We start from the raw sequence: 14,222 nt of genomic DNA, 5'->3' as shown, positions 1-14,222 counted from the left end.
TATGACGATCACCCTGTCTCCTTACGATTATCTGATTCTTCTCGTTTATGTGGGCTTTCTATTCTGGATTGGACTCCGGAAAGGAGACGCAGATGATGATTATCTGCTTGCCGGAAGACGTCTGACCATCCCCTTGTTTGTCATGACGCTTGTCTCCACCTGGTATGGTGGTATCCTGGGTATCGGGGAATTCACATTTCAATATGGAATCAGCAACTGGTTTATCTTTGGATTCCCCTACTACATCTTTGCATTCATCTTTGCAGTTTTTATCATTCCCCTTTTACGCAATCATCGTTATAGCTCCATACCGGATCTCATATCTCAGCGGTACGGACAAAAACCAGGCATCATCTCAGCAGTTCTTGTGTCAGTTATTGTCACTCCTGCTCCCTATCTTTTAATTGCCGGACTCCTTTTTTCCATCATTCTTCCGGGAAATTTTCTCTTTTGGGCTGTAATTTTGTTGATTGTTTCAACATTTTACTTGTACAAATACGGATTCAAAACCGTGATTCAAACAGATGTGCTGCAATTTATATTCATGTTTGCAGGATTTGCCATCCTGATGAGTGTGCTTCTCAAGAATTTTTCATTCTCCGGGGATATTCTCCCGAAACTACCGAAAGAACATACACAGCTTACCGGGGGACTTTCCTGGACATATATTTTATCCTGGTTTTTTATTGCCTTATGGACTCTGGTGGATCCGGGATTTCATCAGCGGTGCCTGGCGGCGAAGGACAGCCGGACAGCTCAAAGGGGGATGCTGATCAGTATCGGTTTCTGGGCGGTTTTTGATGCCCTTACACTTATGACCGCTTTGTACGGCCGGGCTCTATTACCGGATGCAGATCCTTTGTATTTATATCCTTTACTGGCGGAAAAATTTCTGCCTGTTGGACTTTTAGGGATTTTTTATACAGGATTAATCGCCACGGTCATGTCCACATTGGATTCTTACCTCTTCATATCGGGTCAAACCCTGGGATACGATTTACTGGCACACTGGCGTCTCCGGGGAAAATCGACTCGATACTATGTCCGTTGGGGATATGCCATTACAGGCATATTATCCCTGGTTCTCATTTGGTTGATTCCTTCTGTTGTGGATTTGTGGTACACCATAGGGACCCTCATCATACCTGCATTAATCTTACCGGTTTTAATGGCGTATGGGAAACGACACATTTCTTCCAATCGGATTCTGATCAGCATGGGGGGTGCTTTTCTTATTCCGGTATTTTGGTATGGCATCTCATTTTTTACAGGAAAAGGATATCCTTTAGGGATTGAGCCATTTTATCCCGGATTATTATGGAGCCTGCTGGTTCTTTTTCCGGCGTGGAGAAAAAAACCTGTTGAAAATAAGGGTGAAAGGTGATAAACTTTTTGGCTTTTTGATAGGGTGGTTAGCTCAGTTGGTTAGAGCGCCTGCTCGACACGCAGGAGGTCACTAGTTCGAGTCTAGTACTACCCACACTCCCTTCCCCGGCCCCCTAGCTCAGTTGGTTAGAGCAGCGGACTCATAATCCGTTTGTCGTAGGTTCGAGTCCTACGGGGGCTACGAACTAATCCACTGACTATCAACGACTTACAAGCCTCCAAGTCGTTCCGGAGGCTTGTTTTTTGCCCCCTGTAAAGTGCCGAATTAGCTCAATTTTAGCGGGGTTTTATCATGTAAACCGTTAACATACCGTTAACTTTTTGAGGCATCTTTATAATGATTAACCTGCTGATAGAAAGGGAGTTATAAAAACATGCCCTTTTAGTAAATGAGTATAACTCCGGATTAAACGTAGTGTGGCCGGCAGTTTTATTGATTAAAATGTTTGACTGAAGCATACCTATAAACAGTTGATTATCAACGTACAAGAAGAATCCCAAACGCTCATACCGTTAACATAGCGTTAACTTTTCAGATTAACACCCCAAATTGTTGGACTTTTATGCTGAATTACCGGGGCTTATCACAGGAAACATCCCATGCAAAACCCCGGATTCATGTCAGTTCAGGACTTCTGGCTCCGAATACTGATCACATTCTTCAGGTAGTCGATGGGAATCCGGGTGTAGATTTCAGTCACAACAACAGAAGAATGTCCCAAAACCTGTTTAGTCAGGTTGATATCCCGGTGTTCAATCCAGTGGCGCACGGCAAAGGTATGTCTCAGGCTGTGGAAAGTGATATCATCAGACAATCCGGCTTTTTGGGCAAACACCTTGAACTGATGAGAGACAGTACATTTATGCGGGATATTCTCTTTCATTTTCAGGTATGCTTCATCATGGGAAATTCCACTCTTTATTATCATATAACATGCACGTGACTGAAAAACTGGGATGGCCAACCAACATTAGATGTCTGTAAACAGCAGATGTAAATGACACATTTAATATTTCAGAACTAACTTCGGAAGAATATTTAATGTAAAACCTAGCTCAAACGTTGCAAAACGTTAGCAACTTATTTTTTCTTGACTAATAAAAAATAGAATATTATATTTAAAAAAAGGTGAATATTCCAATTGTATAACTAAAATAAGTAAGAAATCGCCAGAGACAGAGAGGTTATACTCTCCATTACTAATTTTTTACTTATGATAAGTCACTTAAAACATTGTAATATGAAAGGGTGAGCAAATGAAATCTTCTAAGAAGAACGTTTTGCACGGAATGACCAGTAATTTTATTAGTTTAACCAGTTTATTGTTGATGCTATCACTTGTTTTGGTATCATGTGATATTCTCTCTATTGATGATACTGTCCCTACAGTCGATGATTATGAGCCCAATGATGAACGATCCGAGGCATTTATCATTGCTCTGGATACAATATATGATGCAAGGATCAGTGATGATGATGACGATTGGTTTAAAATAACGCCTTTACATGGCAGCGATACTTATGATAAGGTGCAAATTAGTGTAACCGATGTATCTACTGATTTATTTATTCACATGGAGCTTTACAGTGCTGATGGCGCCAGCCTTGCAACACATGGCAATACAACTAAAGGACAAAGTTTAACTTACACATTTGCCACACCCGGGGTTGATTATTATATTCGTCTTAGTGGTTGGGACGGTATTGTGGGGGATCATGGATCGGTTGGTTCTTATTCTTTAACTGTTTCAAATATGGATGCCAATGATGAATTCGCCCCTAATCATACTTTTGAAACGGCTGAGGAATCTCTTGAATATGGTAATTCCTATGATGGTGTTATTGTATCGAAGTATGAAACTGATTATTATATGTTCAGCAATCCTGCTTCTGGCGTCTGGAATTCCTATTCCGTAACACTTACAAATGTTTCAAGTGATTTGTTTGCAACCATTAGATTTTATGATGTTGCAAAAAACGAATTAAAAAGTGTTAGCAGTAGTACCAAAGGAGCTGATTTGTCTGCAAGCCTGACTACGAAAGAAGATGTTTTTTATGTCTTAATTGCAGGAGGTAATGGTTTGTTCTATGATGATTACCAATCATCAAGCGGAAGCTACTCCATGAGTGTTATAAATAACGGCAATGATGACAATGAGCCGGATGATACATTTGATAATGCACGGGAAATCACCTCATTCCCAACCGATCTGACAGGCACAATATTAAGTGATGCCGCCAATGATAATGGAGGGGACTATGAGTTCTTTAAAATAACAATAGCAAATAATAAAAAAGTATCATGGTCGGTTGATCCCGATGCTGCAAATACAGAACTTCACTTTCATGTTTATAATGCCAGCCAAACATATCTTGGAAATGAAGATGGTGGTGACGGGCAAACAATTACCGGCAACATGAGTAATACAACCGGTTCAGATTCTTTCATTTATATAAAGCTTGGAAGTTTTATAGGTGATAATGGTGATTATTCCATTTCATTTACTGAAACAGACGCGGATTAATGAATACGGTTCTACAATAGAAAAAACCTGTTGGCATGATAAACAGTGCCAACAGGTTTGATTTATCTAATAAATAATATAACATTATAAAAAAATACTATCTGTCATTCTCCTCATAAACAAGGCAATTTTAAAATGTCAGCAAACACCGGTAATTCACCCCAAAACATTTTCCGAAAAACAGGAAATATCCATTTGTCAACTTTTGGACACTGCTAAGCATATAACCTAACCGTATGAATAAAGTCTAAAAACTCTCGCAAAAATACAGTCATGTCCAGTCTACGCCTTATGCGCGTGCGGATACTTCCCCTCTAAGGGTTATAGGGAGCCGGAATGTTTAACGTCAGCCTAAAGTGTACAGTTTGAGGTATGAAATTAAGGCGTCCCTATCCAATATTGTATAAGTGCACTTTTCAGCAAAGTTTCCTATCCACCAATATAATAATACAGTTCAAAACACAAACTTTCCCGCACCAGCCACATCTTGGTACACATAAACCGTAAAACTCTCTTAGATAAAGGGCTTCCACCTCACTTATAATCTGTTTGTCGTAGGTTTGAGTCCTACGGGAGCTACTTTTTAAATGATGAATTAAGAATGATGAATGATGAATGATGAATAAGAATTTCACGGGATGAATTGGGATTAATTTGTCAATCATGTTTATAACCATTATTTTGCTGTCAATCTAAATAATATTAATATTACGACCTTTAATGGCAACGATTTCCTATAATTTTTCACACAACCAGATAACCACGCTCACTCTAGTTATGTCATGGGTTTTCTGAACATTTTTGAGGATGGGGGATAAAAAACGGGGGGATACAAAAAAGCCCCTGAAAGGGGTCTCAGGGGCGTATGGTTTTGGACTAAATATTCCTATATGTGGGTAAAGGGTGGGGTTCCCCGGGGGATTACGGGGTTATTTTAAATAATAGGGTAATAAAAAGAGCGGTTGTGATGCCGCCCCTGAGTTATTTTATACTGACTGCCAACTTAAAAGTAACGCGTGACGAGTAACGCGTGACACGTGGACCAATCCTGCCAACTGACGGCTGTCCACTGAATAGTGACGCGTAACACGTGACAAGTGACTAATCTGCCAACTGCTGGTATAAGTAGCGAGTAGCGAGGGCCGAGGAGCGAGGAACTAGGACGAGAATTTCCTCAATTAACCTAAAACACACCATGAAATCTTGCGTCTCTACTCGCACCTCGTCACTGTTTTTCGACTTTCGACTGAAACATGCCCCGATAAACCAGAATAACGTTCGAGGACTGCCGACTGTCGACTTATTTCATCAACACCATCTTTTGCGTCTTAACAGAACTCCCGGCTTTTAATCGTGCGATATACACACCGGAGCTGTAAGAGGATGCATCCCAGGTGACGGTGTGATATCCGGCAGGAATGTGTTGATTAACGAGTTGTTCCACCAGTCGTCCGGTGATGTCGTAAATATTCAGGGTGATTTGTGCCGGTTCAGGCAGTGAAAATTCTATATGTGTCACAGGATTGAAGGGGTTGGGATAGTTGGGATATAAAGCAAATGATTCTGGTTTTATAACAGGCTTTATTTCCGTAGGCAGATTTTCCGGAATGCCATGCAATGCCAGATCGGCGACCAGGCCTATGACTGCCCTGGCCCGGTCGTGAAAGACCGGCAGATCGAAAAATTCCATATCATCCCTACCAAACCCATGCATATTGGGGTTGGAGATCAAATATTCATAGCTGGTATCCGGATGATAAATACTTTGAGTAAAGGAGATGGAAGGTAAAGGATCTGCCTGTCCATAGGTTGTCCCTTGCCATCGCCTTCCGATGGACAAATTAACGGCATTCTGGTACAAAACCGACTGCATCCGGTCCAAAACATAGCTTTGAATGGCAATGTTTCCTTCCCTGTCACTATATTGGGGGACAATCTCTCTCAGATTCAGGGTATCGTACCCAATGGCTTCCACATCCACATTGAAGAGGATCTGATCCCACCAGGGATTGTCCGGCCATTCTTTGAAAGATGTGGCACCAATCTGCCAGGATCCCCACAACGCGAAGAGGATGGAATAAGGTGTATCAACATCTTTCAGGATACGTGCACATTCCAGAAGTGCTGCCACCCCGCTTGCATTTAAATCTGCATTGGGATTGATAACAGACGGCTTTGACCAACACTCAATACCGTCGTAAAAAGCCGTCATAAGTATACAGGAATCAGGATATTCGGTCCCCTCTTTAAAAATCAGCAGGTCGTTAATATCCAAATCGTTTAAACCTATCGGGCGGGATGTCACCGAATATCCGTATGATTCGAGAGTTTCTGTCAGATACTGTTCAGCCAGGGGAACGTCATTTTCTTCCCTTACTGTCGTGTTAAAAATGAAGTAGCGTTTTTCGATACGCTGTTCACTACCCCCGATCATGGCCGTGGTATCACCCGAAAGAACCCGCACATGATAATCCAGATTCTCCGGTCTGACTGCATCTATAACATCTGCTACAGTCGCTGTGGTTTCAAAATCAAACTGAGTGTCAAACAGCGTCTGGACATATTCTTTTGCAAAACGCAGGGCCGCCACGGAACGGATATGGTTGTGTCCCTGGGCAACGATGATGGCCGTCACAATCTCCTGGGTATCACAGGGTGCCATTTCAAAAGGACCTGCACTGAACAGGAATCGGCGGTCCCCCGGGGGAACTTCCATAATATTCAGCCATCCCTCTCCCGTGACCGGATCACCGGTGTAATGAAAACGGGTCGGTTCACCCGTCATCGGATCAATCCATGATCCTCCCCCTTTTTTCAAGCCCCGGACGACATGATATGCCTCTTCCGTACTATGAGGATCCTGGTCAAGAGTCGGTGATCCTTTTAGAACGATAAATCCGGACAAATCCACTTCTCTCCAGCCCGGTCGTAGTTTCCCGGACCAGCTCGCCGTATCTCCCGGGCTTTGCACCTGAGGCCTTTGAAGAAATGTAAATCCTACTGCAGGGGGTGTTAAACCATATTTCAAATCTTCAGGAACACCATTAAATACATATCCCATTGTTAGACTAGTATCAACCCCTGCACAGTTATCCCATGCCATTCCCAATTCCGGAGCCGCCCAGATACCGGCATACATCTCTTTATAGTGGTTATCCGATTTGTTGATGACAAGGCTCCGGATAAAAAGTACATCTCCCAATATATCACTCCGGTCAAATCCGTATAATGTCGTCTGTATCTCAACGCCCATGGGGGCTCCACCCAAAGTGGACGTATGAAGGCTCGTATCCATATCATTGCAGACACTCCATACCATCTGGTCACCTGAAAAGAGTGGTTTCCCCGATTCATCCACCGGGGCGCCCTGTTCCGCCGGCCAGTTCAGGTAATCAGCAGACAGACTGTCATGCCGGTTGATTTTATACAACCTGTAAGACGGATCTGCCGGATCTCCCGCTTTCCAGATGCAGTGTTCCTGAGGATAGTGACTCACAGGCACCACAACCTGGTTTAAGGTATCAAAATAGAGAATCTGTCCGGGCTGATACTGTGAAAAGAACCCCACTACCGCCGTCCGGATATCCTCGCGGAATGCAAGGGAATCCTTTTCCTTTGTCTGTCCGCTTACCAGAAAGAGTCCGGACTGGAACACATTCGATATTTCGGAACCTTTCGGCCATTCCATACCGGGATACGATGTCGCCCGATACGAAACCCAGTCCCCTACATTGCTGGTCCACGTGCAGATCCGGTTTCCGTCAAACTGACCATAATCCACAGTAAAATCCTGATTTTCAGTCACAATATGCTCCGCCCGGTCCAGGGGCACGGCTCCATGCGTCCCGGATATCCATAGAAAAACGGACATAACAACTAAAAACAGGATATTTCTTTGCCTATTCATAACAGACCTCATTTTCATTCTCTAAAATAGTTTAACACTTAATTAGTTATATGTCAAGTCTGCATTCAGCCATTCAATTCATCATTCTTCATTCATCATTCTTCATTCTCATCTGTGCCACCCCGACCACCGAGTTCGGACAATACTCCAAAAATGTCCGCATTCTTGATTTGTACACAAGCGATGATCCAGCCAGACTTCTTTAGTGCCATGTTCTACTGTTTTATTCCCGCTACTGTATGTCGTTGTCAGTGTATGCTCTGATTTATCCACCAGTTCAGAACCGGCATCAGAACCAGACCAGTTGCGGCATTTGGAACACCGGTTATAAAGAAGGTCTGATTTCCATTTGCTGATAAAACCGATCGTCATACCGAGTACAAAGAGAAAATGAATTAAGAAGTAGTTGTTGAATGTTCCGATATTGACATTAATAAAGACAAAATATATATATCCCAGAATAATCCCAGAAATTGCCGCAACGAGTAAAATGATTTTATTTGCCAGTTTCTGATTTAAACTGACACCGAGAGCGATTTTATTGGAGATATAATAAGGGACAAATAAGATAATATAAAAAAGGGATATGAAACTGATGACCACAAGAATAACCAGTATCCATGAAAGCCACTGTGGTGGATTATAAATTGTTTCAGATAATTTATCTCCAAATCTGTTGTAAGATTTATGATAACTTAGATCGAATACATGCCATAAATTATTCATAATAATGGGAAAGCGGAGGCTCGCACTTAAAGGAAAGCGACCTATTAACTGTCCCGGCCGGGCACTATAATGAATATTCTGTATGTTTCCATCTTCTGTTATCACCTGTGTACCAATCTCTTTCCGGTGATCATTGAATAAATAAAGATTGTTGAAAAAATATATTTTCCGTCCTTCTTCAATCATGATAGCATGAGGTTCTGAATATCTCCCGATAAATTTTTCAACCGGCCGTCCAGTCCACCGTTTTACAATTCTTTTTTTATTATAACGCCATTCATCTCTTTGAATCAGACGAGGTTGTTTCCAGCCGATCCGTTCCAAATCATAAGAAAAAACCCATCCCTCTTTTCCGTCTTCTGTCCGTATACGGGTAAAAGCCTGTTTATTCAATGCTTTTGGAGATTCCTCAAGTCGTGTAACCCATTTGCGTCCGTGAACTTCCCCAATTACTTTATGACCTGCTGTCTCAGGTTTATCCCAGATATCAATTGTTCTGTTTTCTACTTCTCTTACAAGAACCTTTTTAGATGGTTTTAGATAATTCTCATGAATCCACCCCATTGTTCCATCATCTATGAGAATCTTATACCATTCTGAATGTCCTTCCATCACTTGTACCGGCATACCGGCTTGAACCTGCCCGACAACACGGCTGACCCACTCGTCGCTGGCCCCTCTCCAATGATAATTGGACATTAAATCTGCATCTTCAATGATGACTGAAGCATAAGGTTCGGCATCATAAATTCGTCTGTCCTTTTGAAATACGTTCACCAAAAAAGTAATGACAACAGCAAAAATGGCGGCATACAGAGCATACTTTGCCTTCATGATGATCTCCTGTTCTGTGATTCCGGATTATAGGATTTTGTACAGTACCTGATTCGAAAAAATTCGAATATCCACGGGGATATTTGATGTAACAACGCCACAATGAATAATTCGTCTCAACTAAAATTACCCCTGCAAACTCTTATCAACAAGTCATTTTATGTTTGAAAATAAATTTTATTTTTCCATGGTCAATTTCAAACTCCATTTTATTGTAAAATAATGACCATTTCTGGCTTAGCAGCAACACCTTTGATATTCCAGACATAGCTTTTCAAATTGGACTTATTAAAATGTTGATCTGCATTATGAGTCTTCACTTTCAAAGCAGGGTGCACATGGACAGTTAAAGAGCCTTCAATGTTCACACCCAGTGCATTCAACTGTTTTATTTCTTCTTCTTCCGGTCTGAAACCTTGGACAGCTAGCTGGTTTTCTTCCTGAAACAAAACAGAAAAAATCCGTAAATCATCCGTAATAAAAGAATATGCCTTTCCTCTTGTTCCCTGATAGTCCACTGTTACTCGATAACGTCCTTTTCCTATATATTTGACTGACTTAAAACCGTCCAGTTCTTTTAGTTTTTCAACGTCCTTTTTCAGTTCACTCTCTTCCTTTTTCCCGAGTTTCCCCTCTTTTTCCAAAGACAAAGCCATGACATTCGCCAATTTTCCTTCATAGGTAAACCGATAACTCCCATCTTTATTTACATAAATTTGGGTTTCAAAATCTTCGGGAATCCAACAACCCCACACGAGCAAAAGGATAAAACTCATAAGCATTAGAGTTTTCATCGTATGTTTAGACATAATTTCTCCTGATGATAAAGAATGTATGGTTTTTATTCAGTATCTATCAAATGAATTCTGAATGCTGAATACTGAATACTTAAATGCTGAAGCCTTGGACTAATTTTTTATTTCAATTTTTCCGGGTTCAATCCGTCCAATTCCGGTAACACAAAGCGCCCGTCTTTCCGGATTAAAACATCATCAAACCAGATTTCTCCCCCGCCATGTTCCGGAGTCTGGCGTAAAACCAGGTCCCAGTGAATCGCACTTTTATTGCCGTTATTGGTTTCTTCATAGGTATCCCCGGGGGTAAAATGGATAGATCCGGCAATTTTTTCATCAAAGAGAATATCCAGCATCCCCTCGGTAATCCAGGGATTGAGTCCGATGGCAAATTCTCCTACATACCGGGCGCCTTCGTCCGTGTCAAAAATTGCTTTCAGCTTTTCAGAATGATCTCCCTGAAAATCCACAATTTTCCCGTCTTTGAATGTCAGGCGGATATCCTGAAAAACCGTTCCCTGATACAGGGTGGGTGTATTATAATGGATGACGCCATTCACACTCTCCTTCACCGGTGCCGTAAAAACTTCACCATCCGGAATATTGGCTTCACCATCACATTTAATACCGTTGAATCCCTTGATGGAAAAGGTTAAATCCGTATCTTTACCCGTGATATGAACCTTATCTGTTTTGTTGATCAAATCCACCAGAGGATCCATGGCTTTGGACATTTTTGAGTAATCCAGGGTACAGACCTTGAAAAAGAAATCCTCGAAAGCTTCCGTACTCATCCCCGCCTGCTGGGCCATGGAGGGTGTGGGATACCGGAGAACCACCCAGCGGGTTTTGGGGACGCGAATCTCTTTATGGACCGGATATCCCCACAAAAGTTCGTAGCGTTTCATATCTTCCGCAGCCACATCAGACATTTCAGAAATATTCAGGGCTCCCCGGACACCAATGTAACAGTCCATTTCCTTCATAGCTGCCGCTTCCAGCTTACCGCTCAGGGAAATCTGGGCATCATTACCATTCCGCAAGAGTTCACGGTTGATAACTGACGATTTAATCTGTACAAAGGGATTTCCCTTCCGCAAACGAACAGCACGAATGAGCTGCACAACGAGCGAATCGGGGATATTGAATGCTTCAATCAGAACATTTTCATTTTCCTGAACGTGAGTTGAATAATTGACCAGTACTTCGGCTAATGCCTTCTCTCTGGGATCTGTCATGCTTTAATCCTCCTTTTTCTCTCTGAAATATCCCCGGTTTATAAGTCCGGCAAGTTCGGGGAAACCACCTTTCAGGGGCTTGTCATCCAATACAATACCTGGCGTACCCCAGTATCCGGTTTTTTCATACAGAAATTCCTTATAGTTATCTCTTTGTGTGACATCTATTTCAGTGTAGGGTATCTTTTCATGCTCCAGCATCTTTTTCAGTGCCAGGCATACGGCACACCATTCAGCGGTGTAAATCTCAAGACGTTTCATCACAACTGATCCGTTTCATCTTCTGAGTAAATGTCTACCCCTTCATCATGAAGCTTTTCAGCCGTAATGCCCCTGCCTGTTATGGATTTCCCACTAAAGGTGCCGTCATAAACACGGTTTTTTCCACACGATGGAGATCCATCTTTTAAAAGTGCTTTTTTTATCTCCAGCAGACGGACAACTTTTAATGTTTCGTTTGCACCCCGAATAAATTGTTCGGTACAATCTTCACCGGCCTGATTCTTAACCTTTCCCCGCCCGAAAAGAATCTCAGCTGCAGAATCCTGCAACTCATTCGGAATTCTTGGGGTGGATAATCCACCGGCTTGTTCAGGACATACCGGAATCAGATCATAGTCCTTTCTTAAATCATCCAAATGGGGATGTGGTTTGGAACCACCGTCGTAACGGCAGGAAAGTCCGGCCAGACAACCAGAAATAAGAAGTTTCTCTTTCATTAATCCTTCATCTGTTCCAGTAAGGCAGCTCCCCGGGGATCAAGGACAATTTGACCGACAATCCCTTTGTGTACGGGATCATCCAATCCGACTTTTTTCTCATTAGCCCGAACATCCCAGGTGCCCTCGGGTAGTTTATACATGGCGTGTTTTGCCGGATCTCCGTTGAGCAAGACCAGATACCGCTTTTCCGAAACAGGGTCATGAATATCATAACCAATTCCTAACTGAACATTCTCTGAATATTTTCGTTTCAGATGCTTCCGGTCGGTACGTCTGAGTTCAGGTATCCGGGTACGGAGTTTCATCAGGTCGCTATAATAAGAGACCAGCTCTTTGTTCTTGGATGCGGTATGATAGTTGATATAATTGGTTTCATTATCTTTTTCATAGGAATTATGGTCAATATGGCCTACGTGGGCATCCTCCACACCCGAGGGTGCAATCACCTTGGAGCGGGCATATTCCTGACCCGAATGGATCATCATGATTCCCTGTGATGTAGCCAGTGTAAAAGCCGCCAGTCGATTCAATGCCAGCATATCCCCCTGGACAAGATGATACTCTTCAACGCTCTTATTCTGAGGAGTCCAGTTTAGGAAGAGTCGGATAAAATCACCCAGGGTATGATCATCATGGGATGCCAGATAATTCACCGAATGGGCGGATGTCTGAAAAAGTCCCCCATCATTGATTAGTGTCCCGGTTAGAAATCGAAAGGCATTATCCCGGGTTACCCCATCATCCCATCGTCCAAAAATAAAACCGGGACGGTTATCTGGATTCTGTCCCTTGATCCCATTCCGGAACTGATCATTCCAGGAAGCCCATCCCAGTTCGCTGAAACGATCTGGTTTATATCCTCCTCCCCAGGGTTCGGCGATAATGACCACATGGGGATTCACTTTCCGGGCTTCCTCAAGGATCATGGAACAGGTTTCTTCATCAATCATGGCTGCCAAATCGAAACGGAAGCCATCTATATGGTATTTTTTCATCCAGAATATCACACTGTCTATAATCAGCCTGCGGGCCATGGGACGCTCTGTGGCGTAATCATTCCCGCACCCGCTGACAGAAATAAAGTCCCCCTTTTCATCCAAACGGAAATAATATTTTTTATCGATGTACTTAAGAGGATTATAATCGTATTCACTGACATGGTTATAAACGACATCCATCAGGACGGCAATTCCTTCTTTATGAAATGCTTTGACCATTTCTTTCATTTCCTTCACCTGCCGGCCGTCATGACCGCTGTATCCTCCCTCTTTCAGGGATGGATTGGAAGCATAGTAGGATTCAGGGGCAAAGAAATAACTGGTCATGTATCCCCAATGATTCCGTTCATAGGGATTCCAGGTGTTGTATTTCCTTTCCACACTATCTTTATAGGGAATTTCAATGTTTCCAAAATCCATCAGGGGAAGAAATTCCACTGCATTCACTCCCAGGGATTTAATGTGTTCCAGTCCGCCTGTAATACCCTTTTCCACGGCTCCGGTATATGTCCCCGGTTTTGAAGCACCTGAAGAGGAATGAGCCGTCAGATCCCGGAGATGGGCTTCATAGATGATCAGATCCCGGGGATCTGCCGGAGCGACCCAGGTATCATTGTCCCAATTGTAATCATCTTTCAGGATGATGGATTTTCCTTCATGGGTAAAATGGTTTTTTGTAGAAACGGCGATGGAATAGGGATCTGCAATCACGATGTTATCATCAAACATCTCGCCGGGACCCTTAGGTCCGGAAACCTGGTATCCATAATAATCTCCCCAGCGTTTGGAGGGACTGATATACTCCCACACGCCCTGATCATCCCGAACCAGATAGAGAGTCTCATAGGGTTTTTCATCATTGTATTTTTTAAAGAACAGGATTTTCACCTGAGTTGCCCGGGGAGCAAAGAGTCTGAAAGTCATCTTTCCATTTTCAATATTCATCCCCAGGGCTTTATCAGAGTAGAGCCTGTCAAAATCCTTTTCCGTAAAGGGTTTAACCTTTTGCGGAGACTGATAAACGGCATTTTCGGTCATGCATCCTCCCAATAACATCACCATGCACGCAGTAATGAGTGTTGTTTTCATAA

10 protein-coding genes and 2 tRNA genes are annotated in these 14,222 nt (G+C 42.6%); 4 read left to right on the top strand and 8 right to left on the bottom strand.

All coding sequences use genetic code 11. From position 1 onward, the window contains the following. Position 1 precedes the first annotated feature (1 nt). The 3 genes from strainIA91_RS05540 to strainIA91_RS05530 all read left to right on the top strand — a co-directional run bounded on the left by strainIA91_RS05540 (position 2) and on the right by strainIA91_RS05530 (position 1,567). Positions 2–1,384: a sodium:solute symporter gene (locus strainIA91_RS05540; protein WP_400168126.1), complete on the top strand. Its 1,383-nt coding sequence runs from the start codon at positions 2–4 to the stop codon at positions 1,382–1,384. A gap of 22 nt (positions 1,385–1,406) precedes the next feature. Next, positions 1,407–1,480: transfer RNA gene (locus strainIA91_RS05535), tRNA-Val, on the top strand. A gap of 13 nt (positions 1,481–1,493) precedes the next feature. Continuing rightward, positions 1,494–1,567 (top strand) — tRNA-Ile (locus tag strainIA91_RS05530). A gap of 445 nt (positions 1,568–2,012) precedes the next feature. On the opposite strand, the gene strainIA91_RS05525 is transcribed toward strainIA91_RS05530, so the two are convergent. Further along, positions 2,013–2,315, bottom strand: a complete 303-nt coding sequence (locus tag strainIA91_RS05525) for a tyrosine-type recombinase/integrase (RefSeq protein ID WP_400168125.1) — start codon at positions 2,313–2,315, stop codon at positions 2,013–2,015. Positions 2,316–2,643: 328 nt separating this feature from the next. On the opposite strand from strainIA91_RS05525, the gene strainIA91_RS05520 reads away from it, so the two are divergent. After that, positions 2,644–3,912, top strand: coding sequence for a hypothetical protein (locus tag strainIA91_RS05520; protein ID WP_400168124.1), 1,269 nt, complete (start codon positions 2,644–2,646; stop codon positions 3,910–3,912). A 1,300-nt stretch (positions 3,913–5,212) separates the two neighbouring features. On the opposite strand, the gene strainIA91_RS05515 is transcribed toward strainIA91_RS05520, so the two are convergent. The 7 genes from strainIA91_RS05515 to strainIA91_RS05485 form a co-directional block, all read right to left on the bottom strand. Next, complete coding sequence (locus strainIA91_RS05515; RefSeq protein ID WP_400168123.1) at positions 5,213–7,819, bottom strand: T9SS type A sorting domain-containing protein; 2,607 nt, start codon at positions 7,817–7,819, stop codon at positions 5,213–5,215. A gap of 108 nt (positions 7,820–7,927) precedes the next feature. Continuing rightward, positions 7,928–9,379: an SH3 domain-containing protein gene (locus strainIA91_RS05510; protein WP_400168122.1), complete on the bottom strand. Its 1,452-nt coding sequence runs from the start codon at positions 9,377–9,379 to the stop codon at positions 7,928–7,930. A 209-nt stretch (positions 9,380–9,588) separates the two neighbouring features. Further along, positions 9,589–10,188, bottom strand: a complete 600-nt coding sequence (locus strainIA91_RS05505) for a hypothetical protein (protein ID WP_400168121.1) — start codon at positions 10,186–10,188, stop codon at positions 9,589–9,591. A 107-nt stretch (positions 10,189–10,295) separates the two neighbouring features. Next, entirely contained in the window at positions 10,296–11,411 is a 1,116-nt protein-coding gene (locus tag strainIA91_RS05500; protein WP_400168120.1) for an aminopeptidase, read from the bottom strand. A gap of 3 nt (positions 11,412–11,414) precedes the next feature. Next, entirely contained in the window at positions 11,415–11,672 is a 258-nt protein-coding gene (locus tag strainIA91_RS05495) for a glutaredoxin family protein (protein ID WP_400168119.1), read from the bottom strand. Beyond that, on the bottom strand, positions 11,672–12,130 hold the full coding sequence (locus strainIA91_RS05490; protein WP_400168118.1) for a DUF523 domain-containing protein: 459 nt from the start codon (positions 12,128–12,130) through the stop codon (positions 11,672–11,674). Before strainIA91_RS05490 ends, strainIA91_RS05495 begins: the two co-directional genes overlap by 1 nt. Then, positions 12,130–14,220 carry a pullulanase gene (locus strainIA91_RS05485; protein WP_400168117.1) on the bottom strand — a complete coding sequence of 697 codons (2,091 nt, stop codon included), beginning with the start codon at positions 14,218–14,220 and terminating at the stop codon, positions 12,130–12,132. Before strainIA91_RS05485 ends, strainIA91_RS05490 begins: the two co-directional genes overlap by 1 nt. Positions 14,221–14,222: the final 2 nt, after the last annotated feature.

This window comes from Candidatus Neomarinimicrobiota bacterium (genome assembly GCA_041154365.1).
GTDB lineage: Bacteria > Fidelibacterota > Fidelibacteria > Fidelibacterales > Fidelibacteraceae > Fidelibacter > Fidelibacter multiformis.
This window is presented reverse-complemented; position numbering and strand designations above follow the sequence as displayed.

Coding starts and splice junctions, on each gene's coding strand:
- strainIA91_RS05520 (WP_400168124.1), top strand. CDS start 2,644: ATGAAATCTTCTAAGAAGAACGTTTTGCACGGAATGACCAGTAATTTT.
- strainIA91_RS05490 (WP_400168118.1), bottom strand. CDS start 12,130: ATGAAAGAGAAACTTCTTATTTCTGGTTGTCTGGCCGGACTTTCCTGC.
- strainIA91_RS05525 (WP_400168125.1), bottom strand. CDS start 2,315: ATGATAATAAAGAGTGGAATTTCCCATGATGAAGCATACCTGAAAATG.
- strainIA91_RS05500 (WP_400168120.1), bottom strand. CDS start 11,411: ATGACAGATCCCAGAGAGAAGGCATTAGCCGAAGTACTGGTCAATTAT.
- strainIA91_RS05485 (WP_400168117.1), bottom strand. CDS start 14,220: ATGAAAACAACACTCATTACTGCGTGCATGGTGATGTTATTGGGAGGA.
- strainIA91_RS05540 (WP_400168126.1), top strand. CDS start 2: ATGACGATCACCCTGTCTCCTTACGATTATCTGATTCTTCTCGTTTAT.
- strainIA91_RS05495 (WP_400168119.1), bottom strand. CDS start 11,672: ATGAAACGTCTTGAGATTTACACCGCTGAATGGTGTGCCGTATGCCTG.
- strainIA91_RS05515 (WP_400168123.1), bottom strand. CDS start 7,819: ATGAATAGGCAAAGAAATATCCTGTTTTTAGTTGTTATGTCCGTTTTT.
- strainIA91_RS05505 (WP_400168121.1), bottom strand. CDS start 10,188: ATGTCTAAACATACGATGAAAACTCTAATGCTTATGAGTTTTATCCTT.
- strainIA91_RS05510 (WP_400168122.1), bottom strand. CDS start 9,379: ATGAAGGCAAAGTATGCTCTGTATGCCGCCATTTTTGCTGTTGTCATT.